The 25014-nt window shown below is 73.3% G+C and carries 22 protein-coding genes and 3 pseudogenes; 18 read left to right on the forward strand and 7 right to left on the reverse strand.

All coding sequences use genetic code 11. From position 1 onward, the window contains the following. Positions 1 to 3: 3 nt before the first annotated feature. Positions 4 to 594: a TetR/AcrR family transcriptional regulator gene (locus tag IE185_RS10745; protein ID WP_138896745.1), complete on the reverse strand. Its 591-nt coding sequence runs from the start codon at positions 592 to 594 to the stop codon at positions 4 to 6. Between the two features lie 160 nt (positions 595 to 754). Here IE185_RS10745 and IE185_RS10750 point away from each other — a divergent pair, with 160 nt between their 5' ends. The 6 genes from IE185_RS10750 to IE185_RS10775 all read left to right on the forward strand — a co-directional run bounded on the left by IE185_RS10750 (position 755) and on the right by IE185_RS10775 (position 4974). Beyond that, complete coding sequence (locus IE185_RS10750) at positions 755 to 1801, forward strand: glycosyltransferase family 2 protein (RefSeq protein ID WP_138896746.1); 1047 nt, start codon at positions 755 to 757, stop codon at positions 1799 to 1801. A gap of 3 nt (positions 1802 to 1804) precedes the next feature. After that, positions 1805 to 2128 (forward strand): hypothetical protein, encoded by a 324-nt coding sequence (locus tag IE185_RS10755; RefSeq protein ID WP_138896747.1) that lies wholly within the window; start codon positions 1805 to 1807, stop codon positions 2126 to 2128. 132 nt (positions 2129 to 2260) lie between these two features. Next, positions 2261 to 2650, forward strand: coding sequence for a cell division protein SepF (locus tag IE185_RS10760; protein WP_138908536.1), 390 nt, complete (start codon positions 2261 to 2263; stop codon positions 2648 to 2650). A 56-nt stretch (positions 2651 to 2706) separates the two neighbouring features. Beyond that, positions 2707 to 3966 carry an AAA family ATPase gene (locus IE185_RS10765; RefSeq protein ID WP_189715060.1) on the forward strand — a complete coding sequence of 420 codons (1260 nt, stop codon included), beginning with the start codon at positions 2707 to 2709 and terminating at the stop codon, positions 3964 to 3966. Further along, positions 3959 to 4309 carry a nucleotide pyrophosphohydrolase gene (locus IE185_RS10770; RefSeq protein WP_138898762.1) on the forward strand — a complete coding sequence of 117 codons (351 nt, stop codon included), beginning with the start codon at positions 3959 to 3961 and terminating at the stop codon, positions 4307 to 4309. The genes IE185_RS10765 and IE185_RS10770 overlap by 8 nt, the downstream gene beginning before the upstream one ends. 137 nt (positions 4310 to 4446) lie before the next feature. Continuing rightward, the gene (locus IE185_RS10775; protein WP_138898763.1) at positions 4447 to 4974 is read left to right on the forward strand and encodes a DUF6099 family protein; all 528 of its coding nucleotides are present in this window, start codon (positions 4447 to 4449) and stop codon (positions 4972 to 4974) included. 5 nt (positions 4975 to 4979) lie between these two features. Here the strand turns inward: IE185_RS10775 and IE185_RS10780 are convergent, their stop codons facing one another. Further along, a complete protein-coding gene (locus IE185_RS10780; RefSeq protein WP_138898764.1) occupies positions 4980 to 5195 on the reverse strand; it encodes a hypothetical protein in 216 nt (71 codons plus the stop codon). A 246-nt stretch (positions 5196 to 5441) separates the two neighbouring features. Between IE185_RS10780 and IE185_RS10785 the strand changes: the two genes are divergently transcribed. From IE185_RS10785 to argF, 6 genes are all read left to right on the forward strand, one after another. Continuing rightward, positions 5442 to 6374 (forward strand): LLM class F420-dependent oxidoreductase, encoded by a 933-nt coding sequence (locus tag IE185_RS10785; RefSeq protein WP_138898765.1) that lies wholly within the window; start codon positions 5442 to 5444, stop codon positions 6372 to 6374. A gap of 124 nt (positions 6375 to 6498) precedes the next feature. After that, on the forward strand, positions 6499 to 7416 hold the full coding sequence (mmuM, locus tag IE185_RS10790) for a homocysteine S-methyltransferase (protein ID WP_189715062.1): 918 nt from the start codon (positions 6499 to 6501) through the stop codon (positions 7414 to 7416). 42 nt (positions 7417 to 7458) lie between these two features. Further along, positions 7459 to 8997: a 3' terminal RNA ribose 2'-O-methyltransferase Hen1 gene (locus IE185_RS10795; RefSeq protein WP_138896478.1), complete on the forward strand. Its 1539-nt coding sequence runs from the start codon at positions 7459 to 7461 to the stop codon at positions 8995 to 8997. After that, the gene (locus tag IE185_RS10800; protein WP_138896479.1) at positions 8994 to 11528 is read left to right on the forward strand and encodes a polynucleotide kinase-phosphatase; all 2535 of its coding nucleotides are present in this window, start codon (positions 8994 to 8996) and stop codon (positions 11526 to 11528) included. Before IE185_RS10795 ends, IE185_RS10800 begins: the two co-directional genes overlap by 4 nt. A 127-nt stretch (positions 11529 to 11655) precedes the next feature. Then, the gene (locus IE185_RS10805; protein WP_138896480.1) at positions 11656 to 12888 is read left to right on the forward strand and encodes an arginine deiminase; all 1233 of its coding nucleotides are present in this window, start codon (positions 11656 to 11658) and stop codon (positions 12886 to 12888) included. Positions 12889 to 12953: 65 nt separating this feature from the next. Further along, a complete protein-coding gene (gene argF / locus IE185_RS10810) occupies positions 12954 to 13970 on the forward strand; it encodes an ornithine carbamoyltransferase (protein ID WP_138896481.1) in 1017 nt (338 codons plus the stop codon). 38 nt (positions 13971 to 14008) lie between these two features. On the opposite strand, the pseudogene IE185_RS10815 reads toward argF, so the two are convergent. Then, positions 14009 to 14331 (reverse strand): annotated as a pseudogene (locus tag IE185_RS10815) (ATP-binding protein); the annotation flags it as partial. Positions 14332 to 14552: 221 nt separating this feature from the next. Between IE185_RS10815 and IE185_RS10820 the strand changes: the two are divergent. Next, positions 14553 to 15380: an enoyl-CoA hydratase family protein gene (locus IE185_RS10820; protein ID WP_138896482.1), complete on the forward strand. Its 828-nt coding sequence runs from the start codon at positions 14553 to 14555 to the stop codon at positions 15378 to 15380. 2 nt (positions 15381 to 15382) lie between these two features. After that, positions 15383 to 17662: a bifunctional salicylyl-CoA 5-hydroxylase/oxidoreductase gene (locus tag IE185_RS10825; protein WP_138896483.1), complete on the forward strand. Its 2280-nt coding sequence runs from the start codon at positions 15383 to 15385 to the stop codon at positions 17660 to 17662. A gap of 55 nt (positions 17663 to 17717) precedes the next feature. Here IE185_RS10825 and IE185_RS10830 read toward each other — a convergent pair whose 3' ends face one another. From IE185_RS10830 to IE185_RS10840, 3 genes are read right to left on the reverse strand one after another with little or no spacing between them, the layout of a single operon-like run. After that, positions 17718 to 18557, reverse strand: a complete 840-nt coding sequence (locus IE185_RS10830) for a GNAT family N-acetyltransferase (protein ID WP_189715064.1) — start codon at positions 18555 to 18557, stop codon at positions 17718 to 17720. A 57-nt stretch (positions 18558 to 18614) separates the two neighbouring features. Then, entirely contained in the window at positions 18615 to 19511 is an 897-nt protein-coding gene (locus IE185_RS10835; RefSeq protein WP_189715066.1) for a PaaX family transcriptional regulator, read from the reverse strand. 4 nt (positions 19512 to 19515) lie between these two features. Beyond that, the gene (locus IE185_RS10840) at positions 19516 to 21132 is read right to left on the reverse strand and encodes an AMP-binding protein (protein WP_138893967.1); all 1617 of its coding nucleotides are present in this window, start codon (positions 21130 to 21132) and stop codon (positions 19516 to 19518) included. Positions 21133 to 21216: 84 nt separating this feature from the next. On the opposite strand from IE185_RS10840, the gene IE185_RS10845 reads away from it, so the two are divergent. From IE185_RS10845 to IE185_RS10855, 3 genes and pseudogenes are all read left to right on the forward strand, one after another. Beyond that, the gene (locus tag IE185_RS10845; protein WP_138893966.1) at positions 21217 to 22326 is read left to right on the forward strand and encodes an acyl-CoA dehydrogenase family protein; all 1110 of its coding nucleotides are present in this window, start codon (positions 21217 to 21219) and stop codon (positions 22324 to 22326) included. Next, on the forward strand, positions 22323 to 22757 hold the full coding sequence (locus tag IE185_RS10850) for a RidA family protein (RefSeq protein WP_138893965.1): 435 nt from the start codon (positions 22323 to 22325) through the stop codon (positions 22755 to 22757). Before IE185_RS10845 ends, IE185_RS10850 begins: the two co-directional genes overlap by 4 nt. A 61-nt stretch (positions 22758 to 22818) precedes the next feature. After that, a pseudogene (locus tag IE185_RS10855) lies at positions 22819 to 23374 on the forward strand (alpha/beta fold hydrolase). A 59-nt stretch (positions 23375 to 23433) separates the two neighbouring features. On the opposite strand, the gene IE185_RS10860 reads toward IE185_RS10855, so the two are convergent. Continuing rightward, the gene (locus IE185_RS10860; RefSeq protein WP_138893964.1) at positions 23434 to 24681 is read right to left on the reverse strand and encodes an LmeA family phospholipid-binding protein; all 1248 of its coding nucleotides are present in this window, start codon (positions 24679 to 24681) and stop codon (positions 23434 to 23436) included. Positions 24682 to 24814: 133 nt separating this feature from the next. On the opposite strand from IE185_RS10860, the pseudogene IE185_RS10865 reads away from it, so the two are divergent. After that, a pseudogene (locus IE185_RS10865) lies at positions 24815 to 24997 on the forward strand (GNAT family N-acetyltransferase); the annotation flags it as partial. Between the last annotated feature and the right edge of the window lie 17 nt (positions 24998 to 25014).

Here is a 25014-nt window from a genome sequence, read left to right on the forward strand (position 1 = left end):
CGGTCACTTCGCGCGCAGTGCTTCCAGCATCCGTGCCAGCGCCTGCCGGGTGTCCGCCAGATCGGCGGAGCTCTGCGACGCCGCCAGCCACAGCGCCGCTTCGTTCATCGCCCCCGACAGCAGGTGCGTGAGCGGCGCGACCGGCTGCGCGGGGATGGTGCCCTCCCGGATCAGGACGGTGAGCGCCTCGGCCAGATGGCGGCCGGACGTGGCCTCGTTCATGGCCCGCCAGTCCCGCCAGCCGAGCACCGCCGGCCCGTCGACGAGCATGATGCGCTGGAGCGCGGGGTCGGTGGAGGCGCTCAGGAACGCCTGGCAGCCGGAGGTGAGCTGGTCCCACGCGTCTTCCCGCGCGTCCGCCGTGGCCGCGATGTGCGCGGCGACCTCCTGCTGCACCTGCTCCAGCACGGCCCGGAACAGCTCGGCCTTGCTGCCGAAGTGGTGGTACAGAGCGCCCTTGGTCACCCCGGCGGCCCGGACGATCTCCGACAGGCCCACAGAGGCGTAACCCAGGGTCGAGAAGAGGCGCCGGCTCTCCCGCAGCAAGGTGCGACGCGTCTCCTCCCGCTGCTGCGCCCGGACTCCGTTCGTCATCGTTGCGACCCCCGTCTTCGGCCTGTCGAAGCCATACCCACACGGTACTTCGCCGCCGCGCGGACGGGCGACCGGTGCGCCTACCGCGACCATGCCGGGTTGAACGCGTTCATGTCCAGGCGATCGGGGTGAGGCAGGCAGGGGTACGGCCGCCCACACGGTGGCCGAGGCGCTCTGCGCGCGCTTCGCGGGCGCCGCGTGCGTCATGGACCGCAGCGACGTGCCCGGCATGGCGGCCGCGTTCAACACGGGCATGCGCACGGTCGCCGGGTCGGTGGCCGGCCGCCCCGAGGAGACGTACGTCGTCGTCTGCAACGCCGGCTCCACCGCTGCGCCGGACTCCGTCCAGGCCCTCGGCGACACCCTGGTGGCGCGCTCGCTCCCGGCCGTCGCCCAGATCAACTTCCTCTCCCTGCGCACCATGGACGAGATGACGGGCCCGGGCCGCTGGTACGCCGTCGGAGCCGCGTACTACCAGACACGCTGGGCGTTCGGCTTCGAGTACGACCTCCACCGGCGCAACAGCGCGTCGCGCAGACGCGGCCCGCTCGGCCACTCGTACCACCTGAAGGGCCACGGACTGGCCCTGCGACTGGACACGGCCCTGGACGCCGGCGGGTTCAGCACGGCGACCCCCTGCGAGGACCTCGAACTGGGCTTCCGTCTCGCGCTGCGCCGTGTCCCCGTCCAGGTCGTGCCGGTACTGGAGGACACCGAGCACCCCACGACCGCCACCGCCGTGACCGCTCAGAAGCGGTACTGGTACTCCGGGATGATCGATGTCCTGCAGTTCCACTGGCTCCTGCCGGAGGACCGCGCGGCCCAGCCGTGGCGGTTCGAACTGAGCCGCCTGGCCTCCGTGTACCGGAGCGCGGGCTGCTTCCTGCTCGGGCCCGTTCCGTACTGGATCCTGCTGGGAGCGGCCGTCGCCCTCGGCCGGCCGGTGCTCGCGGTCCTGCCCTTCCTCAACGCCGCGCTGTCCGCCTGGCTCGTCCGCCGGGCGGCGCGGCTGCTGGGCCGCCCGCTGCCGGCGCTGCGCCCGGCCGAGCTGGTCCTGCTGCCCGCCGGCATCCTCGTCTGGTCCCTCACCCGCAACATCGGTCCGGTGCAGTACCTCTGGAGCATGGCCCGGTCCTCGGACCGGCAAGGGCGCCTGCGGGCGACCCACCTGCTGCACGTGGAGGACTCCGAGAAGCGGAGCGTGTGAGCCATGGCCCCGCGGTTCGAAGCCTTCTGGCACGCGCCCACCGCCCGGCTCCAGGCGTGGCGGACCGGATGGAAGCAGGCCCCGACGACGACGATCGGGTTCCGTACCCCGGTCCGGCTGGGGCACGGCGAGCGGGGGGTGGTCACCGTGGCGCTGCTCGCCTGCCCGGACGCCGTGGCCTTCCTCCCGGACGGCCGCGACCGCGGCCTGCCGCTCGTCCTGAGCGACGAGCCGGCCACCGCGCAGTGGACCTGCCACGCGTACGTGCGGATAGGGCTGAACGGGAGCGAGGTGACCGAGATCCGGCTCGACACCGAGCGGGGCTGACGGGCCGGCGGGCTTCCTGCGGGGCAACGGGGACATTTCGCGGCCCATCCCGGCCGTGTCGTTGTTGGGCCGAACGGGTGAGGCGCGGGAAGATGGCCCGATGCAGACACAGCACGTGAGCGGAGTGGTCCGGTGAGCAGGTACGACGTCACCGACGAACAGTGGGCCGGGCTCGCTCAGGTCGTGCCGCTGCGCAGCGGGAACGAGTGGCCCTCGATGGTCGATCACCGGACGATGCCGCAGGAGGAGGCGGCCGCCGACCAGCGGCGGATGATCGTGCTGCGCGTGCAGGTGTTCTCCGACGCCCGTGAGGTCGCGGAGTACCTGATCGCGCGGGTGCCGGTACTCCTGGACCTGACGGCGGCGGACGCCGATGTGGCCAAACGCATCCTGGACTTCAGCAGCGGTGTCGTCTTCGGCCTCGGCAGCGGCATGCACCGGGTCGACCGGAACGTCTTCCTGCTGTCGCCGTCCGGTATGGAGGTCGAGGGGGCCGAGGCGGCCGCCGTCCCCCAATCGTAGGAAGGTAATTCAGGCGTAACGGTTCGCCCGGCGAAGTGCTGCGTACCGTCCGGGCCATGACCGCCGATTCCCCGAGGGCGACCCCGGGACCCCCAGCATCCGCAGCAGCATCCGTACTTCCCGCATCCGCGGTGCCGCCCGCCGTTCCCGTGCCGCCCGCCGTTCCCGTACCGCCGGCGCCGTGGAGCGACGGCCGCGGCGTGCCCGCGGTCACCGAACTGCGGCTCTCGGCCTTCCGGTCGCACCGCGGCGCCGTCTTCCCGGTCGGCCCGGTGACGCTGTTCGCGGGGGCGGCGGGCAGCGGCAAGTCGAGCGTGCTGGAGGCGTACGAGGCGCTGGCCCGGCTCGGTGGGGGCGCCGGGCTGGGCGAGGTGTTCCGGGACCCCGCGGGATGCGTCCCGGAGCGGGCGGAGCCGGATGCCCAGGGGCGGCGGGGGTTCAGGATCGGCTGCACCGTCGAGGGGCCCGCCGGTCGGGTCCGCCTCGATCTGGCCGTCCAGGCCGAACCCGAACTGCGCGTCGTCGGCGAGCGGCTGACCTGCGACGGGCAGACGCTGCTGACCACCGCGCTGCGCGATCCGGGGCGCAGTACGGTCCAGGCGGCCTGGTACACGGCCGGCGCCGCGCCGGTGACCAAGGCGCCGCTGCCCGACGACGTGCTCGGTACGGCGCTGCTTCCGCTGCGGGTGGCGGGGAAGACGGCGGGGCAGTTACGGGTGCTGGCGGCGGCGGAACAAGTGGTTCTGGCGCTGCGTTCGGTGTTCGCGTGCGATCCGCAGCCGTCGGGCATGCGGGAGCCGGTGGCGGTGGGCGACGCCCGGCTGCGGCGCGGCTGCGACAACCTGGCCGAGGTGCTGTGGCGTACGCACCGCCAGTGCGCGAAGCGCCACGCGCGACTGGCGGCGACGGTCCGGTCGGGGTGCCCGGGTCCGGTGGAGGCGCTGACGGTGGAGGAGTTGGCGGACGGCAGGGTGCGGGCGCTGGTGGGCCGGGGCGGCCCGTGGGCCACGCCGGTGGAACGGCTGGGGGACGGCGAGCTGCGGTATCTGGCGCTCGCGCTGGTGCTGCTGACCGGGCCGGGCGTACTGGCCGTGGACCCCGCCGCCGAAGTGCCCGCCGCCCTGCAGGCGCTGACGGTCCTCGCGGACGGCTTCGACCGGTGCCTGGACGGGCGGCAGACGCGGGAACTGGTCGCACTGGCGGCGTCCGTCTGCGCCGAGGGGCACATGAGGCTGGTGGGGACGGTCACGGACACCTCGGCGGCGTACGCGCGTGGAGTGGACGGGGTGGCGGTGGTAGACCTGGGCCGTGACTGAACTGGATCTGGCGCAATTGCAGCGGCGACTGGCCGAATTCGCGGCGGCCCGGGGGTGGGAGCCGTACCACACGCCGAAGAACCTCGCCGTGGCGCTGAGCGTGGAGGCGTCCGAACTGGTGGAGATCTTCCAGTGGCTGACGCCCGAACAATCGGCCGGGGTGATGGAGGATCCACGGTCCGCGCACCGGGTGGCGGACGAGGTCGCGGACGTCCTGGCGTACTTGCTGCAGTTCAGTGAGGTGCTGGGGATCGACGTGCTGGAGGTGCTGGCGGCCAAGATCGACCGGAACGAACTGCGCTTTCCGGTGCCGGAGAACAAGGGTCGTTACTCTCCGGAGTGATGAAATTATCCAAAACTGCTTTTCTGTCCACAGATTTCGCCATAGCCCTGGCTTTCCGGGCCCCATGCCCTCACTCTGGGTAGTGGACGGGTGACGGTACGCGAAAGAGCGGGCCATGGTGAGGACGGGGGCGGCGCATGGACGCGGTGAGGCTCATCGGGCAGAGCCGGCACGCACTCGCGCGGAGCCGGGCGGCGCGGGACATTCTGGTGGAGGCCTGGCAGGCGCAGGCCCTGACCCAGGCGATCGGCGGGCACTTGGCGCTGACCGGTCCGGCCGAGCTGAGAGGCGAGGCGCGCGGGCTGAGCGAGACGGGCGGCCGGGGGTGCGGGGCGTTCGACATCCCCGCGCTCTGGGCCGAGGGCATGGACGGCGCCGGGGGACCGCCTCGGGACGCCCGGCCGCGGGCGGCGCAGATGACGCAGGTGACGGACGCGCGGACCGCGTTGACCGGTCTGGGCGCGCTGCTCGGCGAGGTGGGCATCGCGCTGGTCGGGGTCGCGTGCGCCACCGACGAGGAGGCTCTCTACTGGCAGTGCATCGAGGGCATCGACGCGGCCGACGAGTCCAGTGACCGGGTGCGCGGTCTGTTACGCCGGTTCACGGTGCGGGAGCAGGACAGACGGCGCAGTGCTGCTTGGGACTCGGCGGCGGAGCCGTCATGACGCCGTCAGCCGTCCGCGCCGCCGGTCGCGGGGGCCGGCGGGCGGCCGGCGGTGGCCTGGAGGTCGGCGTCGAGCTGCGAGAGGTCGGCGTTCAGCGCCGCCATCAGTTCCTCCATCTGCTGGAGCAGGCCCGTGGCCGCTCCCGTTCCCTGCCGCGTCGGCTGTCGCGGTACTGGCGTCTCGGTTCGGTCGGCCTGTTCTGGTTCGGCTTCCTGGGACATGGCGGCCTCCTCGGCCCTGGCCCTCCCCGCGGGGGGAGAGCGGCGCTGCGTACGGCGCGCCGGCAGCGGCCGCCGGCGCGAGGGCCGGGCGGTCCGGCTCCGCCCGAGCCAACGACCGCTCCGCGCGGCGGTCACTGGCGAGGCCGTGCGCGGGCCGCCGGCCGGCGCAAGTTCACCCGACCGGGCAGGCTCGGGCCGGATACGGGAGGTGGGGTTGACGGCGGTGTCACGGTGCAGGATGGAGGCATGGATCTTCGAATCTTCACGGAGCCCCAGCAAGGGGCGAGCTACGACACCCTGCTCACCGTCGCCAAGGCGACCGAGGACCTCGGCTTCGACGCCTTCTACCGTTCCGACCACTACCTGCGCATGGGATCGGGCGACGGCCTGCCCGGGCCGACCGACGCCTGGATCACGTTGGCCGGGCTCGCCCGCGAGACCAAGCGGATCAGGCTCGGCACCCTGATGACCGCGGGCACCTTCCGGCTGCCGGGTGTGTTGGCCATCCAGGTCGCGCAGGTCGACCAGATGTCGGGCGGCCGGGTCGAACTGGGCCTGGGAGCCGGCTGGTTCGAGGAGGAGCACCGGGCGTACGGCATCCCGTTCCCCAAGGAGAAGTTCGGCCGGCTGGAGGAGCAGCTCGCGATCGTCACCGGCCTGTGGGCGACCGAGACCGGCCGGACGTTCAGCTACGACGGGACGTACTACCAGCTGACCGACTCGCCCGCGCTGCCCAAGCCCGCCCAGGCGAAGGTGCCCGTGCTGATCGGCGGGCACGGCGCGGTCCGTACGCCGCGGCTGGCCGCGCGGTACGCCGACGAGTTCAACATCCCGTTCGCTTCGCTGGAGGACAGCGAGCGGCAGTTCGGGCGGGTCCGAGCGGCTGCGGAGCAGGCCGGACGCAAGGCGGACGACCTGGTGTACTCCAACGCGCTGGTGGCGTGCGTCGGCAAGGACGACGCGGAGGTGGCGCGCCGGGCCGCGGCCATCGGGCGGGACGTGGAGGAGCTCAAGGCGAACGGGCTGGCCGGTTCGCCCGCCGAGGTGGTCGACAAGATCGGCCAGTACGCCGCGATCGGCGCGTCGCGGATCTACCTCCAGATGCTGGACCTGGACGACCTCGAACACCTGGAGCTGATCTCCTCGCAGGTCCAGTCGCAGTTGACCAGTGGCCGCTGAGCAGGGGCAGCCGACCACGCAGCCGACCAGGGGCAGCCGGCCGGATGCCGCCGGACCGGAAAACGCCGAGTGCCGGACGCCGGGCGTTCCAGCGCCGGCGCCCGACGAGTGAAGGAGTGCCGCCGTGAAGCCCGACCGTCCGCTCGCCGCCGTGCTCGGAGCCGATGCCCCGGGGGCCGTCGTACTCGACGGCGGTCTGTCCAACCAGCTGAAGGCGCAGGGCTGCGACCTGTCCGACGCGCTGTGGTCGGCGCGGCTGCTCGCCGACGGGCCGCACCAGATCGAGGCGGCGCACGCGGCCTACGTACGGGCCGGTGCCCAGGTGCTGATCACCGCCAGCTACCAGGCGACGTTCGAGGGCTTCGCGCGGCGGGGGACGGGCCGGAGCGAGGCGGCGGCGCTGCTGGGGCGGAGCGTCGAACTGGCGCGTGCGGCGGGGGAGTCCGTGGGCCAGGAGGTCTGGGTGGCGGCCTCGGTCGGGCCGTACGGGGCGATGCTGGCCGACGGCAGCGAGTACCGGGGCAGGTACGGGCTGTCGGTGCGGGAGCTGGAGCGGTTCCACCGGCCGCGGGTGGAGGCGCTCGTCGCGGCGGCCCCCGATGTGCTGGCGCTGGAGACGGTGCCGGACACCGACGAGGCCGAGGCGCTGCTGCGGGCCGTCGAGGGAGCCGGGACGCCGGTCTGGCTCTCCTACACCGTCGCGGGCGGGCGGACCCGGGCCGGCCAGCCGCTGGACGCCGCCTTCGCCCTGGCGGCGGGCAACAACCAGGTGATCGCCGTCGGGGTCAACTGCTGCGAGCCGCGCGACGTGGACGCCGCCGTGGAGCCGGCGGCCTCGGTGACCGGGAAGCCGGTCGTCGTCTACCCGAACAGCGGGGAGCGGTGGGACGCGGAGGGGAGGAGGTGGCGCGGCGGGGCCACGTACGACCCGGGGCGGGTGCGCGAGTGGCGGGCCGCCGGGGCCCGGCTGGTGGGCGGCTGCTGCCGGGTCGGGCCCGCCGAGATCGCGGAGCTGGCGCGGCTGGCCGGAACGGTGGCTTAAACCCCTGGTCGGGGACGGGCCGGGGCGACGATACTCGGACGCGTGTTCCTGACGATCAGTACTACCGGCAACCAGGAGCGTCCCGCGACCGACCTCGGTTTTCTGCTGCACAAGCACCCCGACAAGGCGCAGACGTTCTCCACTTCTCACGGCACGGCGCACGTCCTCTACCCCGAGGCGTCCGTCGAGCGGTGCACGGCCGCGCTCCTGCTGGAGGTGGACCCTGTGGCGCTCGTGCGGCGCGGCAAGGGCAAGGGGCGCGGCGGCTCGCCCGACTCCGCGCTCGCGCAGTACGTCAACGACCGGCCGTACGCCGCGTCGTCGCTGCTCGCCGTCGCCCTGAGCACGGTCTTCAAGACCGCCCTCCAGGGCGTGTGCTCCGCGCGGCCCGAGCGAGCCGCGGCCCCGCTGCCGCTGCGCGTCGAGGTGCCCGCGCTGCCCGCCCGGGGCGGCGCCGAGCTGGTGGCGAAGCTGTTCGCGCCACTGGGCTGGACGACGGTGTCGGCCCAGCCGGTGCCGCTGGACGAGCAGTTCCCGCAGTGGGGCGACTCGCGGTACGTACAGCTCGTGCTGGAGGGCGAGCTGCGGCTCGCCGACGCGCTGCGGCAGCTGTACGTCCTGCTGCCGGTCCTGGACGACTCGAAGCACTACTGGGTCGCGCCCGACGAGGTGGACAAGCTGCTGCGGGCCGGTGAGGGCTGGCTGGCCGAGCACCCCGAGCAGAAGCTGATCACCAGCCGCTACCTGGCGCGCCGCTGGAGCCTGACCCGGCAGGCCATGGAGCGTCTCGAACTGGTGCGGCTGGCCGAGGCCGACGACCTGGAGGTCGAGGAGATCGACAACGCCGTCGACGAGACGACGGACACCGACGAGCGACCCGTGCCGCTCGCCGTGCAGCGCCGGGACGCCATCCTCCGGGCGCTGGACGCGGCCGGGGCGAGCCGGGTGCTCGACCTTGGCTGCGGACAGGGCCAGCTGGTGCAGGCGCTGCTCAAGAACGTGAAGTTCACCGAGATCGTCGGCGTGGACGTGTCCATGCGCGCGCTCACCATCGCCTCGCGGCGGCTGAAGATCGACCGGCTGGGCGAGCGGCAGGCCGAGCGCGTGAAGCTGATGCAGGGCTCGCTCACGTACACCGACAAGCGGCTCACGGGGTACGACGCGGCCGTGCTCAGCGAGGTCGTCGAGCACCTCGACCTGCCGCGGCTGCCGGCCCTGGAGTACGCCGTGTTCGGCTCGGCGCGGCCGCGTACCGTGCTCGTGACGACGCCGAACGTCGAGTACAACGTGCGCTGGGAGAGCCTGCCCGCCGGGCACGTACGGCACGGCGACCACCGCTTCGAGTGGACGCGCGCGGAGTTCCGGGCCTGGGCCGAGCGGGTGGCCGCACGGCACGGGTACGGCGTGGAGTTCGTCCCCGTCGGGCCGGACGACCCCGAGGTGGGCCCGCCGACCCAGATGGCCGTGTTCACCAGGACCACCCAGGACAAGCCGGGTGACGGACGCGACAAGCAGGGCCGCCGGGACGGCCGGAGCGAGCAGACCACCCCGCAGGACGAGAAGGAGGCGAAAGCCGCATGAGCACCGCACCCCGCACGCTTCCCGTCACCGACCTGTCCCTCGTGGTCCTCGTCGGCGCCACCGGATCGGGCAAGTCCACCTTCGCCCGGCGTCACTTCAAGCCCACCGAGGTCGTCTCCTCCGACTTCTGCCGCGGCCTGGTCGCCGACGACGAGAACGACCAGAGCGCGAGCCGTGACGCCTTCGACGTCCTGCACTACATCGCGGGCAAGCGCCTGGAGGCCGGACGGCTCACCGTCGTCGACGCGACCAACGTGCAGCCGGAGAGCAGGAAGCAGCTCGTCCAGCTGGCCAGGAAGTACGACGTGCTGCCGATCGCGATCGTCCTCGACCTGCCGGAGGAGGTCTGCGCCGAGCGCAACGCCGTACGACCCGACCGGGCGGGCATGCCCCGCCACGTCATCCAGCGGCACCGGCGCGAGCTGCGCCGTTCGCTGCGGAGCCTGGAGCGCGAGGGCTTCCGCAAGGTGCACGTCCTGCGCAGCGTGGAGGAGGTCGACGCCGCCGAAGTCGTGCTGGAGCGCCGTTACAACGACCTCACCCACCTCACCGGCCCCTTCGACATCATCGGCGACATCCACGGCTGCCGTTCCGAGCTGGAGACCCTGCTCGGCAAGCTCGGTTACGTCGACGGGTCGCACCCCGAGGGGCGTACGGCCGTCTTCGTCGGCGACCTCGTGGACCGGGGCCCGGACAGCCCCGGCGTGCTGCGCCGCGTGATGGGCATGGTCGCCTCCGGCGACGCGCTGTGCGTGCCGGGCAACCACGAGAACAAGCTCGGCCGTTATCTCAAGGGCAGGAACGTCCAGCACACCCACGGACTCGCGGAGACCGTCGAGCAGCTGGAGAAGGAGGACGACTCCTTCAAGGAGCAGGTGCGCGACTTCATCGACGGCCTCGTCAGCCACTACGTCCTCGACGGCGGCAACCTCGTCGTGTGCCACGCCGGCCTGCCGGAGAAGTACCACGGCCGCACGTCCGGCCGCGTCCGTTCGCACGCGCTGTACGGCGACACGACCGGCGAGACCGACGAGTTCGGCCTGCCCGTGCGCTACCCGTGGGCCGAGGACTACCGGGGCCGTGCCGCCGTCGTCTACGGCCACACCCCCGTCCCCAACACCTCCTGGATCAACAACACCATCTGCCTCGACACCGGCGCGGTGTTCGGCGGGAAGATGACCGCCCTGCGCTGGCCGGAGCGCGAGCTGGTCGACGTACCGGCCGAGAAGGTCTGGTACGAACCGGCCAAGCCGCTCACCACGGAGGCGCCCGGCGGGCACGACGGCCGTCCGCTGGACCTCGCCGACGTGCACGGCCGACGGGTCGTCGAGACCCGGCAGATGGGGCGGGTCGCGGTACGCGAGGAGAACGCGGCGGCGGCGCTCGAAGTGATGAGCCGCTTCGCCGTGGACCCGCGCCTGCTCACCTACCTGCCGCCGACGATGTCCCCGACCGGCACCTCGCACGTCGAGGGCTACCTGGAGCACCCCGCCGAGGCCTTCGCGACGTACAGGGCCGACGGTGTCGGCAGGGTCGTGTGCGAGGAGAAGCACATGGGCTCGCGTGCGGTGGCGCTGGTCTGCCGGGACGCGGACGTGGCGCGCGAGCGGTTCGGTGCGGACGGTCCCACCGGGGTCGTCCACACCCGCACCGGCCGCCCGTTCTTCGACGACGGGACGACCACCGAGCTGATCCTCGGCCGGCTGCGCACCGCCGTGACAGAGGCCGGTCTGTGGGAGGAGCTGCGGACCGACTGGCTGCTGCTCGACGCGGAGCTGATGCCCTGGTCGCTCAAGGCGTCCGGGCTGCTGCGCCACCAGTACGCCGCCGTCGGGGCGGCGGCGCGTGCCGTCTTCCCCGGAGCGGTCGCGGCCCTCGAAGGGGCGGCCGCGCGCGGGGTCGACGTCCAGGGGCTGCTGGCGACGCAGCGCGAACGGGCCCGCGACGCGGCCGCGTTCACGGACGCCTACCGGCGCTACTGCTGGCCGACCGAGGGCCTGGAGGGCGTGCGGCTGGCGCCGTTCCAGCTGCTCGCCGTCGAAGGGCGTTCGCTCGCGGGCGTGCCGCACGACGAGCAGCTGGCCTGGCTGGACCGGCTGGTCGAGCACGACCCGACCGCACTCCTGCAGACCACCCGGAGGCTGATCGTCAACACCGGCGACCCGGAGTCCGTCCGGGCCGGCATCGACTGGTGGCTGGAGATGACCAGCCGGGGCGGCGAGGGCATGGTCGTCAAGCCGGTCCAGGCACTGGTCCGGGACGGGAAGAACCGGCTCGTGCAGCCGGGCATCAAGGTGCGCGGCCGCGAGTACCTGCGGATCATCTACGGTCCCGAGTACACGCGCCCGGAGCAGCTGGAGAAGCTGCGCAACCGTTTCCTCGGCCACAAGCGCTCGCTCGCCCTGCGCGAGTACGCGCTGGGCCTGGAGGCGCTGGACCGGCTGGCCGAGGGGGAGCCGCTGTGGCGGATCCACGAGGCCGTGTTCGCCGTCCTGGCGCTGGAGTCGGAGCCGGTCGACCCCCGGCTGTGATGCGGTGCGGCCCCGGAGTTGGCCGCCGACCCGTCGGCGGCCACGCCCCCGGTGAGAAATCGTGATCGCTTCGAACCGGGGGCGCCATACGGACGCGCGTGCGCCCGCGCTCGGCCAGGATGGAGCCATGGGATTCCATGTCGATTCCGAGACCGGGCGTCTGCGCCGCGTCATCCTCCACCGGCCGGACCTTGAGCTGAGACGCCTCACCCCCGGCAACAAGGACGCGCTGCTCTTCGACGACGTGCTGTGGGTGCGGCGCGCGCGCCAGGAGCACGACGGATTCGCCGACGTCCTGCGCGACCGGGGCGTCGAGGTGCACCTCTTCGGTGATCTGCTGCGCGAGTCGCTGGAGATCCCGGCGGCCAGGAACCTCGTCCTGGACCGGGTCTTCGACGAGAAGGAGTACGGGCCGCTGGCCACCGGGCACCTGCGCCAGGCCTTCGACGACCTGCCCGTGGCCGATCTGGTCGAGGCGCTCGTCGGGGGCATGACGAAGCGCGAGTTCCTGGTGGAGCACCCCGAGCCGACCTCGGTCCGCTTCCACGTCATGGACCTGGACGACTTCCTGATCGAGCCGCTGCCGAACCACCTGTTCACCCGCGACACCTCGGCGTGGATCTACGACGGCGTGTCCATCAACGCGATGCGCTGGCCGGCCCGCCAGCGCGAGACCGTCCACTTCGAGGCGATCTACAAGCACCATCCGCTCTTCAGCAGTCCGGAGGCCGGCGCGTTCCACCACTGGTCGGAGGGCCAGCCCGACTATCCCTCCACGATCGAGGGCGGCGACGTCCTGGTCATCGGGAACGGCGCCGTACTGATCGGGATGAGCGAGCGCACCACCCCGCAGGCCGTGGAAATGCTCGCCCGCGGGCTCTTCGCGGCGGGCTCGGCCACCACCATCGTGGCGCTCGACATGCCCAAGCACCGGGCGTTCATGCACCTCGACACCGTGATGACCATGGTCGACGGCGACACCTTCACGCAGTACGCCGGGCTCGGCATGCTCCGCTCGTACACCATCGAACCGGGCGTCGGGGAACGTGAGTTGAAGGTGACCGATCATCCGCCCGAGCACATGCACAAGGCCATCGCGGCCGCGCTCGGCCTCGACGGCATCCGGGTGCTGACCGCCGTCCAGGACGTGCACGCGGCGCAGCGGGAGCAGTGGGACGACGGCTGCAACGTGCTGGCGGTCGAGCCCGGCGTCGTGGTGGCGTACGAGCGCAACGTCACCACCAACACCCACCTGCGCAAGGAAGGCATCGAGGTCATCGAGATCCGGGGCAGCGAGCTGGGCAGGGGGCGGGGAGGCCCCCGGTGCATGAGCTGTCCGGTCGAACGCGAGGCTGTATAGTGATGCGCTCGTCTGTATATAGTTTCATCGACCCCGCTTCCGCGACCGACCCAGGAGCAGCCACCATGGCGACAGATCTCGCAGGCCGCCACTTCCTCAAGGAGCTGGACTTCACCGCCGAGGAGTTCCGGAGCCTGATCGACCTGGCCGCCGAGCTCAAGGCCGCCAAGAAGGCCGGCAGGGAGACGCCGCGGCTGCGCGGCCGGAACATCGCGCTGATCTTCGAGAAGACGTCGACCCGCACGCGCTGCTCGTTCGAGGTCGCCGCCGCCGACCAGGGGGCGTCGACGACGTACCTCGACCCCTCCGGATCCCAGATGGGGCACAAGGAGTCGGTGAAGGACACGGCGCGTGTCCTGGGCCGGATGTTCGACGGCATCGAGTACCGCGGGGACAGCCAGGCCGCCGTCGAGGAGCTGGCGGCGTACGCCGGCGTCCCCGTCTTCAACGGGCTGACCGACGACTGGCACCCCACGCAGATGCTCGCCGACGTGCTGACCATGACCGAGCACTGCGCCAAGCCGCTGGATCGGATCGCGTTCGCCTACCTGGGCGACGCGCGCTTCAACATGGGCAACAGCTACCTGGTCACCGGCGCGCTGCTCGGCATGGACGTACGGATCGTCGCGCCCCGGGCGTACTGGCCGGCCGAGGAGGTCGTCGCGCGGGCCCGCAAGGCGGCCGAGGTGAGCGGCGCGCGCATCACCCTCACCGAGGACGTCTCCGAGGGCGTCCTGGGCGCCGACTTCGTCGCCACCGACGTCTGGGTGTCGATGGGGGAGCCCAAGGAGGTCTGGGCCGAGCGCATCGAGCTGCTCGGTCCGTACGCCGTGACCATGGACGTACTGCGCGCCACCGGGAACCCGGACGTGAAGTTCCTGCACTGCCTGCCGGCCTTCCACGACCTGGGCACCAAGGTCGGCCGCGAGATCCACGCGCAGTACGGCCTCACCGAGCTGGAGGTCACCGACGAGGTCTTCGAATCGGCGCACTCGGTCGTCTTCGACGAGGCCGAGAACCGTATGCACACGATCAAGGCGGTGCTGGTCGCCACGCTGGCCGGGCCGGCCGCCGCCGCGTAGCCCGGCCCGCCGCGCCCCGCACGGCCCCCGCGCTCGGCAGGGTGCGGGGGCCGTGCGGGGCGCGGCGTGAACCAGACGGCCTGGCCGCGCTCGGTGCGGCGGTGTCCGCAGGCGGAGCTGAGCGTACGCACGAGCAGCAGCCCGCGGCCGTGCTCCTGCCAGGGGTCGGGCGGCTCGTGGCCCGCGCCTGGGTCCAGGCCGCCCGGCGCGGCCGGGTCGTGGTCGTGCACCTCGACCTGGCAGCCGGTCGCGGTCAGCTCCACCGCCAGCTCGACGGGACGCGCGCGACCGGCACCGCGGCGGTGGTGTGCGGCAGTGCGACGCGCCAGGAGGAGCGGTCGGGGTTCTCCGTTTCCTGCACGGCGTGATGCCCCTTCCGGGGAGCTGGCGGGCGGTCGTCCTGTCAACCGTACGAACTTCAACGAGATCACGCGAAGTGCCGCCCGGCGGTCCGGTGCGGGACGTACGCCACACCGCGCGGTGACCTTCGCCCTTTATCGCGCCATCCTGACGACAGTCACACAAGGGTGATACCTTCGAGAGGCAGACGACAGCCGCACGGCTGAAGGAGGCCCCGCCCCGATGAGCCCCTTTCCCAGCTCCGCATCGCGCACCCCGCAGTGGCACCACCTGCGGGTGACCGTAGAGGACGGCGTCGCGACCGTCACCCTCGCCCGGCCCGAGAAACTCAACGCGCTCACCTTCGGGGCGTACGCCGACCTGCGCGACCTCCTCGCCGAGCTGGCCCGCGAGCGCTCCGTGCGCGCCCTGGTCCTCGGCGGCGAGGGGCGCGGCTTCTGCTCCGGCGGCGATGTCGACGAGATCATCGGCGCCACGCTCGCCATGGACACCGCACAGCTCCTCGACTTCAACCGGATGACCGGGCAGGTCGTGCGGGCGCTGCGGGAATGCCCCTTCCCGGTGATCGCGGCCGTGCACGGGGTGGCGGCGGGCGCCGGCGCCGTGCTCGCCCTGGCCGCCGACTTCCGGGTCGCTGACCCCTCCGCCCGCTTCGCGTTCCTCTTCACCAAGGTCGGCCTCTCGGGCGGCGACATGGGCGCGGCGTACCTGCTGCCGCGCGTGGTCGGGCTCGGGCACGCGACGCGCCTGCTGATGCTGGGGGAGCCGGTGCGCGCCCCCGAGGCGGAGCGGATCGGTCTGATCAGCGAGATGACGGACGAGGGGCAGGCCGACGCCCGCGCCGCCGAGCTGGCCCGCCGCCTCGCCGACGGCCCGGCCCTGGCGTACGCGCAGACGAAAGCACTGCTCACCGCCGAGCTGGACATGCCGCTCGCCGCCGCCGTCGAGATGGACGCGGCGACCCAGGCGCTGCTGATGAACGGCGACGACTACGCCGAGTTCCACGCGGCCTTCACCGAGAAGCGCCCCCCGAAGTGGCGGGGGCGCTGACGATGCGCCGCGCGTTGCGGGTGGCCGTCGTGGGCGGGGGGCCCGGAGGGCTGTACGCGGCGGCCCTGCTCAAGCGGCTCGACCCCGCGCGGGACGTCACCGTCTGGGAGCGCGGCGCCCCCGACGACACCTTCGGGTTCGGGGTCGTCCTCTCCGACGAGACCCTCGGCGGCATCCAGCACGCCGACCCCGTCGTCCACCGCGCGCTCCAGGACGAGTTCGTACGGTGGGACGACATCGACATCGTCCACCGCGGCCGCACCCTGACCTCCGGCGGCCACGGGTTCGCCGCCCTCGGCCGCCGCCGGCTCCTGGAGATCCTGCACGCGCGCTGCCGCTCCCTCGGCGTCCGCCTGCGCGTCCGCGAGGAGGCGCCGCCGGCCGCCGAGCTCTCCGCGGCGTACGACCTGGTCGTCGCGGCGGACGGCGTGCACAGCCTCACCCGGGCGGCGTACGCCGATGTCTTCGCCCCTCGCGTCACCACTCACCGCTGCCGCTACATCTGGCTCGCCGCCGACTTCGCGTTCGACGCGTTCCGCTTCGAGATCGCCGAGACGGAACACGGCGTCATGCAGCTGCACGGCTACCCCTACGCCAAGGACGCGTCGACCGTCATCGTCGAGATGCGCGAGGAGGTCTGGCGGGCCGCCGGCCTCGACCGCTGCGACGCGGCGCAGTCCACCGAGCGCTGCGCCAAGTACTTCGCCGACGCGCTCGGCGGCAGGGCGCTGCGCGGCAACAACTCGTCGTGGACCGCCTTTCGCACCGTCGTCAACGACCGCTGGAGCCACGGCAACACGGTCCTGCTCGGCGACGCCGCCCACACCGCCCACTTCTCCATCGGATCGGGCACCAAGCTCGCCGTCGAGGACGCGCTGGCGCTGGCCGCGTGCGTCGAGGAGCAGCCCGATCTGCCGGCCGCGTTGGCCGCGTACGAGGCCGAGCGGCGTCCGGTCGTCGCGTCCACGCAGCGCGCGGCCGCCGCCAGCCTGCGCTGGTTCGAGGACCTCGCGACGTACCTCGACCAGCCGCCACGGCAGTTCGCCTTCAACCTGCTCACCCGCAGCCGCCGCGTCACGCACGACAACCTGCGGCTGCGCGACCCCGGCTTCACCGGCGCCGTGGAAGAGGACTTCGGCTGCCCTTCCGGTACGCCGCCGATGTTCACGCCCTTCAGGCTGCGCGGCCTGACCCTGCGCAACCGGGTCGTCGTGTCCCCCATGGACATGTACTCGGCGGTCGACGGCGTCCCCGGCGACTTCCACCTCGTCCATCTGGGCGCGCGGGCGCTCGGGGGCGCGGGGCTGGTGATGACCGAGATGGTGTGCGTCAGCCCGGAAGGCCGCATCACGCCGGGCTGCGCCGGTCTCTACACGGCCGAACAGGCCGCCGCCTGGCGCCGGATCACCGATTTCGTCCACGCGCAGTCGCCCGGTACGGCGGTCGGTGTCCAGCTCGGCCACTCCGGGCGCAAGGGCTCGACCCGGCTGATGTGGGAGGGCATCGACCAGCCGCTGGACGACGGCAACTGGCCGGTCGCGGCGGCGTCCGCGCTGCCGTACCGGGCGGGAGTCAACCAGGTCCCGCGCGCGCTCGACGCGGACGGGCTCGCGCGCGTCCGCGAGCAGTTCGTGTCGGCGGCGCGGCGGGCGGCCGACTGCGGCTTCGACCTCCTCGAACTGCACTGCGCGCACGGCTACCTGCTGTCCGGCTTCCTTTCCCCTCTCACCAACCGACGGACCGACGCCTACGGCGGTTCCCTCGCCGGACGCCTGCGGTTCCCGCTGGAGGTCTTCGACGCGGTGCGCGAGGCGTGGCCGCGGTCCCGGCCGATGACGGTCCGCATCTCCGCCACGGACTGGGTGGAGGGCGGTACGACGATGGAGGACGCCGTGGAGATCGCGCGGGCATTCGCCGCGCGCGGGGCCGACGCGATCGATGTGTCGACCGGGCAGGTCGTGGCGGACGAGGCGCCCGAGTACGGGCGTTCCTACCAGGCGCCGTACGCGGACCGCATCCGCAACGCGCTGGGGGTGCCGGTCGTCGCCGTCGGGGCGATCTCCTCCTGGGACGACGTGAACTCACTGCTGCTCGCGGGGCGCGCGGACCTGTGTGCGCTGGCGCGGCCGCACCTCTACGACCCGCAGTGGACGCTGCACGCGGCGGCGGAGCAGGGGTACGCGGGACCGGGCGCGCCCTGGCCCCTGCCGTACCGGGCGGGCAGCCGCGCCCCTGCGACGGGCCGGACCGACGCGCCGAAGCCCCGGCTGAGCCTGGGCTGAGCCGGGGCCGCGGCGGGCGACCGGCCCAGCGCGGCGGGGCGCGCCCCGCGGGCGGTCAGGCCGTCGGAGCGATCTCCACCCGGTCCGCCACCGCGCGGTAGCCGACGCGCTGGTACACCTTGTTGCTCGTCGGGTTCGCGAGGTCGGTGAACAGCAGGACCTCGCCCGCCCCGGCCGCCCGCGCCGCCCCGCTCACCGACGCCGTGACCGCTGCCGCGTACCCCCGTCCCCGCCGCCGCGGCGGCGTGTAGACCGGCGCCACTCGCACCGTGCCCGCCGCCGGGCGGGTGACGCCCGCAATCGACACCGGCACGCCGTCGTGCTCCCACACGGTCAGGCCGCCGTACGCGATCCGGTCGTCCACGGCCCGCCCCGCCCCGGCCACCGGGTGACCGACCTCCCGGCGGAAGGCGTTCACCCACGCGACCAGCAGCGCCCGGTCGGCCGCCGTCGCCACCCGGGCCCGGCCCGGCGGCGCCGGGTCCGGCGGGGTCAACTCACCCAGTCGGTAGAGGCGTTGCTCCTGTACGGTCGCGACTCCCGCGCCGGTACGCCGCCACCGCGCCGCCAGCGCCTCGGCCGTGCCCCGCTCCGCGTTGACCGCGGGGCCGCCGAGCTCCGCGCACGCCTCGGCCAGCGGCGCCACCGCCTCCGGCGGCACGGTCCCCACCAGCACCGCGTGCGGTGGCGTCCACAGCAGCGCCCCGGCCACGCGGCTGTCCGCGCCGCGCCACCAGCCGAAGCGCGGGGTGCCTTCGCCGTACGCGTCGCTCCCGCGCCGCCGCAGTGCGTCGGCCACGGTCAGCAGCAGGGTGTTCCGCACGGGCCGCGCGGCGACGACGGAGCCCGCGGTGGCCAGGTAGGTGTCGAGGTCGTCCGTGAAGGTCCAGGGCATGCCCCATCGTGCCCGGCCGCGCGGACCACCGTCACGCGCTTTTCGGCGGCCGCGCTCTCACCCTCCGCCGTCGCCGTCCGGGTCCCCGCCCCCGCGCACGAACTCCGCCCCCGCGTCCCGCAACCGCGCGTGCAGCTGCGCGAAGACCGCCGCCGAGCGCGCCCCCGGCCAGTTGGCCGGCAGCAGCTCGGCCGGCAGGCCCGGGTCGGCGTACGGCAGGCGGCGCCAGGAGTCGAGCGCCAGGAGGTAGTCCCGGTAGGCGTGCTCCGGGTCGGCGGACAGCGAGCCGCCGGCGGTGCCGCCTCCTGCCTCCGGATCCGCCTGCCGCCTGTCCCGCGCCACCCAGGCCCGCAGCACCGGCTCGTGCAGGTCCAGGAACTGTTCGTGCTGCTTGGCGATCGCCGCCAGGTCCCACCAGCGCGCCACCGCCTCCTCCGTCGCCGCGAAGCCGAGGTGCTCGCCGCGGAACAGGTCTACGTACGGGGACAGCTGGAGGCGCTCCATCGTGTGCCGGGTCTCCTCGTACAGCCGCGCCGGGGCGATCCAGACCCCCGGCGCCGCCGAACCGAAGCCGAGACGGGCGAGGCGGGAGCGCAGGACGTGGCGTTTGGCCCGCTCCGACTCCGGCACCGAGAAGACCGCCAGCACCCAGCCCTCGGCGAGCTTCGGCGCGGGGCGGTCGTAGATGCGCCGGTCGCCGTCGTCCAGGAGCTGGTGGGCGTCCTCGGACAGCGCGTACCCGGCCGCGCCCCGCGGCGTACGGGCGGCCACGAGCAGCCCGCGGCGCTTGAGCCGGGAGACCGACGAGCGCACCGACGGCGCGTCGACCCCGACCGCCGCCAGCAGGCGGATCAGCTCGGCGACCGGCATGGGCGCCCCGCCTCCGCCGGGAGTGCGTCCGTACGCGCCGTAGAGGGAGACGATCAGGGAACGAGGGGTGTGCTGCTCGGCCACGTGATCACTCTACGGCCGCCCGCAGCCGGAAGCGCTGGAGCTTGCCGGTCGGCGTACGGGGAAGGGCGTCCAGGAAGACGATGCCGCGCGGGCACTTGTACGGCGCCAGCTCGGCCTTCACGAAGTCGCGCAGCCGCGCCACGGTCGCCCCGTCGCGCGCCACCCCGTCGCGCAGCACGGCGTACGCCACCACCACCTGGCCGCGCCGCTCGTCGCCGCGGCCCACCACGGCCGCCTCGACCACGTCCGGATGGCGCAGCAGCGCGTCCTCGACCTCGGGGCCCGCGATGTTGTACCCGGCGGAGATGATCATGTCGTCGGCCCGGGCGACGTACCGGAAGTAGCCGTCGGGCTCGCGCACGTACGTGTCGCCGGTGACGTTCCAGCCGTTCCTCGCGTACTCCGTCTGGCGGTCGTCCCCCAGGTAGCGGCAGCCCACCGGCCCGCGCACCGCCAGCAGGCCGGGCTCGCCGTCGGGCACCGGCGTGCCCGTCGCGTCGACCACCCGCGCCTCCCAGCCCGGCACGGGCACGCCCGTGGTCCCCGGCCGGGCCGCCTCGTCCGCCGCCGAGATGAAGATGTGCAGCAGCTCGGTCGCGCCGATGCCGTTGATGATGCGCACCCCGGTGCGCTCGTGCCAGGCCCGCCAGGTCGCGGCGGGCAGGTTCTCGCCGGCCGACACACAGCGGCGCAGGGCGCTCAGGTCGTGCCCGTCGAGACCCTCCAGCATCGAGCGGTACGCCGTCGGGGCGGTGAACAGCACCGACACCCGGTGCTCGGCCAGGGCGGGCAGCAACTGCTTCGGCCCCGCCTGTTCCAGCAGCAGCGCCGACGCGCCCGCCCGCATCGGGAAGATCACCAGACCACCGAGTCCGAAGGTGAAACCGAGCGGCGGACTGCCCGCGAAGACGTCGTCGGGCCGGGGCCGCAGGACATGGCGCGAGAAGGCGTCGGCGACGGCCAGCACGTCCCGGTGGAAGTGCATGCAGCCCTTCGGCCGCCCCGTCGTACCCGAGGTGAAGGCGATCAGCGCCACGTCGTCGGCGGACGTCTCCACGGCGGCGTACCGCGACGGCTTGCCGGCCGCCGCCCGCAGCAGGTCGTCGGGCGCGTCACCGCCGTACGCCGTGACGCGCAGGCCCGGCACCTCGGCCTTCACCAGGTCGTCGACGGCCCGTACGTCGCACAGGGTGTGGCCGACGCGCGCGATCTCGCACATGATCGCCAGCTCGGACGCCCGCTGCTGCGCCAGCACCGTCACCGCCACCGCGCCCGCCTTCATCACCGCGAGCCAGCAGGCCGCCAGCCACGGTGTGGTGGGGCCGCGCAGCAGCACGCGGTTGCCGGGCACGACGCCCAGGTCGGTGGTGAGGACGTGCGCGATCCGGTCGACGCGGCCGAGCAGTTCACCGTACGTCCAGACCTCGCCCGCGGCGGTGCGGAAGACCGGCCGGTCCGGGCCGAAGCGCTCGACCGTACGGTCCAGGAGCTCCGCCCCGCAGTTGAGCCGGTCGGGATAGAGCAGCTCCGGACGGTCGAAGAGCAGCTGCGGCCACTGATGCGCGGGCGGAAGCTGGTCGCGGGGAAAGGTATCGATGTGCGCTGAGGTCTTCAGCTCCATGACGGGATCGCCCCCTTGTCGCCTCTTGAGCGTATCGTTTGGGTGACGACAGTCAACGGTTCGCGATAAGAGTGAGGCGAGGACATGCCGGGATTCGCGCTGGAACCTCAGCAGCAGGAGTGGTGCGAGCGGCTTCGCGCCCTGGCTGCGAACCATCTGCGCCCTCTCGCCGAGAAGGGGGAACCGGGCCGGGTGAACCGCCCGTTGGTCGCCGCACTCGGCGAACACGGCCTGCTGGCGCGGCTGTTCGACTCGGGGGCGCTGGACCTGTGCCTGATGCGGGAATCCCTCGCCCGCGCGTGCACCGAGGCCGAGACCGCCCTCGCCCTCCAGGGGCTCGGCGCCAGTCCCGTGGCCAGGGCGGGCACGGACGCCCAGCGGGCGCGCTGGCTGCCCGAAGTGACCGCGGGGCGGGCGATCGCCGCCTTCGCGCTCAGCGAGCCGGGCGCGGGATCGGACGCCGCGGCGCTCTCGCTCAAGACCGTACCGGAGGGTGACGGATGGCGCCTGTTCGGTGAGAAGCTCTGGATCTCCAACGCGCCGGAGGCCGACTTCTACACCGTGTTCGCGCTGACCACCGAGGGCGCGGGGGCCCGCGGCGTCACCGCGTTCCTGGTCCCCGCCGGCCGCCCCGGCCTGACCGGCACGGCGCTCGACATGCTCTCGCCGCACCCCATCGGCGCGCTGGCCTTCGAGGGCGTGCCCGTCACCCGCGCCGATGTGATCGGCGAGGTGGACCGAGGCTTCCGCGTCGCGATGGACACCCTCAACCTCTTCCGCCCCAGCGTCGGCGCCTTCGCCGTCGGCATGGCCCAGGCCGCCCTCGACGCGACCCTCGCGCACACCGCGAACCGGACCGCCTTCGGCGGCCTCCTCAAGGACCTCCAGTCGGTGGCCCACCAGGTCGCCGAGATGGCGACCCGCACGGAGGCCGCGCGGCTGCTCGTGTACGCCGCCGCCGCCGCGTACGACGCGGGCGCCCCCGGCGTCCCCCGGAGCGCCGCGATGGCCAAGCTCTTCGCCACCGAGACCGCCCAGTACGTCGTCGACGCGGCCGTCCAGTTGCACGGGGCCCGCGCGCTCCAGCGCGGCCACCTGCTCGAACACCTCTACCGGGAGGTGCGCGCCCCGCGTATCTACGAAGGCGCGACCGAGGTCCAGCGCACGATCATCGCGAAGGAGCTGTACCGATGACCACGCACCACCCTCACCACTCGCACCGCCCGCACCAGCTCCAGCGCGTCAACCCGGCCGAGCTCTCGCCGCCCTCCGGCTTCTCGCACGCCGTCACCGCCACCGGGTCCCAACTGGTCTTCCTGGCGGGGCAGACCGCGCTCGACACGGAGGGCAAGGTCGTCGGGGACACGCTCCCGGCCCAGTTCGAGAAGGCGCTCGGCAACCTCCTCACCGCGCTGCACGCGGCGGGCGGAGCCCCCGCCGACCTCGCCCGCGTCACCGTCTACGCCACCGACGTCGCCGACTACCGCGCGCACGCCCCCGAACTGGGCCGCGTCTGGAGCAGGCTGGCGGGCCGCGACTACCCCGCCATGGCGGTGATCGGCGCGGTCCGCCTGTGGGACGAGCGGGCGCTGGTCGAACTCGACGGGGTGGCCGTACTGCCGTGACCCGGCGCCGGGGGCGACCGTGTGCCGATAGCCTCCCTCGTGCCGAGAGGGAGGCACGGCCATGCCCGAGATCCAACTCACCGCCGGGACCGTCGCGTACGAGGACACCGGCGGGCCGGGTCCCGTCGTCGTCCTGCTCCACGGTCTGGTCCACGACGCGACGGTGTGGCGCAAGGTGGTCGCCGACCTGCGCGCGGACCACCGGGTCCTCGCTCCGACCCTGCCGTACGGCGCGCACCGCATCCCCATGCGCCCGGACGTGCCGCTCACCCCGGACTCCGTCGCCAAGCGGCCCGTACCCGACGAGATCCTCGACGGCTGGCTGCGGCCGCTCCTGACCGAACCCGCGATCCGTGCCGACTTCCGCCGGGACAACCGGGGCGTACGCAGGACCGAGCTGCTCGAAGCGGTGGACGGCCTGCGGAAGTTCGACAAGCCGGCGCTCGTGGTGTGGGCGACGGAGGACCGGATGATGCCGCGCGCACGGGCGCAGGCTGGCCGACGTACTGCCGCAGGGGCGGCTCGTCGAGATCGAGGACAGCTGCACGCTGATCGCCGAGGACCGGCCTGAGGAGCTGTCGGCGGTCCTGCGCGGTTTCATCGCCGAGACGCGGTGAGGTCCCGCCTCCGGCGGCCGGACCGGTGAGGACCGGCCGCCGGAGGCGGGCGCCGGGCGCTACGCGTCGCCGTCGGCCGCCTCGCCGAAGGTCAGGCCCGTACCGGCCAGGTCCGCCCGGACGCCCTCGTGCTCCACGCTGATGTCGCGCAGCCGTAGCCCCCCGGCGGCGCCGGGCAGCCGGAAGTTCAGCGAGAGTCGCTCCGAGAGCTCCGGCGGCCGCAGGCTGAGCAGCGCGCCGACCAGCTCGGGGTCGATGCCGGCCTTCTCCAGCAGCCAGGGGTGGTCCACGACCACGTCGACGAGGTTCAGCTTCATCAACCGCTGGGCGAAACGGGGCGACCCGGTGAGTTCGTGCAGGGACTTCTCGCTCCGCAGCGCCCGCTCGACCCACTCCCTCGGTACGCCGAGCCGGTCGACCACCGCCGGAACCGCCAGCAGCGCCTTCACATGGGCCGCTTCCCGGCTGATCCGGGCGGCGGCCCGCGGGTGCAGGCGCAGACCGGAGTGCGCGCGGTCCTTTCCGGGGCGGTAGGTGACGAGGCCCGGGATGTCGAGCCGCATGTGGTCGACGGTCGTGGACACCGCCCGGTCGCCGTCGCGGCGTATGTGCGCCTCGGCCCGTACGCGCACTTCGTGCCCGGCGACGGGCAGGGAGCCCGCCACCCGCACCCGGTTCTCGCCGTCCTTGGTGAATTTCGCCTGTGAGGCGCCGAGTTCGCGGCCCAGGTCGTCGAAGGACAGCAGGACGTCGCCGTCCACACGGCCGACGACCGCGCCCCGGATCGACGTGGGGAGGCTGCCGACGACGCGGATGTCCCGGGCGGTGGCCCGCACCTCGGCGAGGGAGACCCGGTCGGCGGCCACGTCGGGAACGGACACCTCGACCTCGTCGAGCCGCCGCTGCGCGACCTGGGTGAGGAAGGGGAAGCCGCGGATGTCGATTTCGGGCGCGGTGGCCAGCCCCAGCGACTGCTGGAGCTTCTCCTCGGCCTTGTCCTGTGCGTACAGCACGGCGAAGCGGTCGCAGGCCAGCAGGAGGGAGGCGCAGACGAGGCCGGTGACGGCCAGCTTCAGTACGAGGGGGACGGCGGCCAGCCGGCTCTTGCCGCGGTGGTTGGGCGGCTGCCACTCGTCGTCGTCACGGCCGTCGGCGCCGGACCCGTGAGGCGCGAGCCCGAGACCGAGCGGGTCGTCGTCACCGCCGGGGCCCGGCGGGTCGGCTTCATCGGGGTCCGGCGTGGCCAGGAGGGCCAGTTCGTCATAGGGATTGGGGGGATGTGAGGCTGTGCGTGTGGGGGGTGGCATCGGCTCATCCCACCATGTGAACCGCCCTCGAACGCAAGCGCGATGGGCGGTACCTCCTTGTTCGGCCAGGTATGTGGCCGGGAACTTCGGCTCGACCCGGCTCGGCAGCCGCTTCCAGCGCACCGGAATCAACGACCACCGCAACGAGTGCTCGCAGCGGGCAGTCGAGCGCCTCGGCGCGCGGCGCGAAGGTGTCCTGCGCGGTCACCGGATCCGGCCGGACGGAACCATGCGCGACACGGTCGTCCACTCGATGCTCGCCGACGAGTGGACCGCCGCCCGCGACGCGCTGACCAGCCGCCTCACGCGCCCCTGAGGCGACGCCGCTGATCG

Origin of the sequence: Streptomyces chryseus (assembly GCF_014650755.1) — a bacterium.
In the GTDB taxonomy this organism is placed as follows: domain Bacteria; phylum Actinomycetota; class Actinomycetes; order Streptomycetales; family Streptomycetaceae; genus Streptomyces; species Streptomyces chryseus.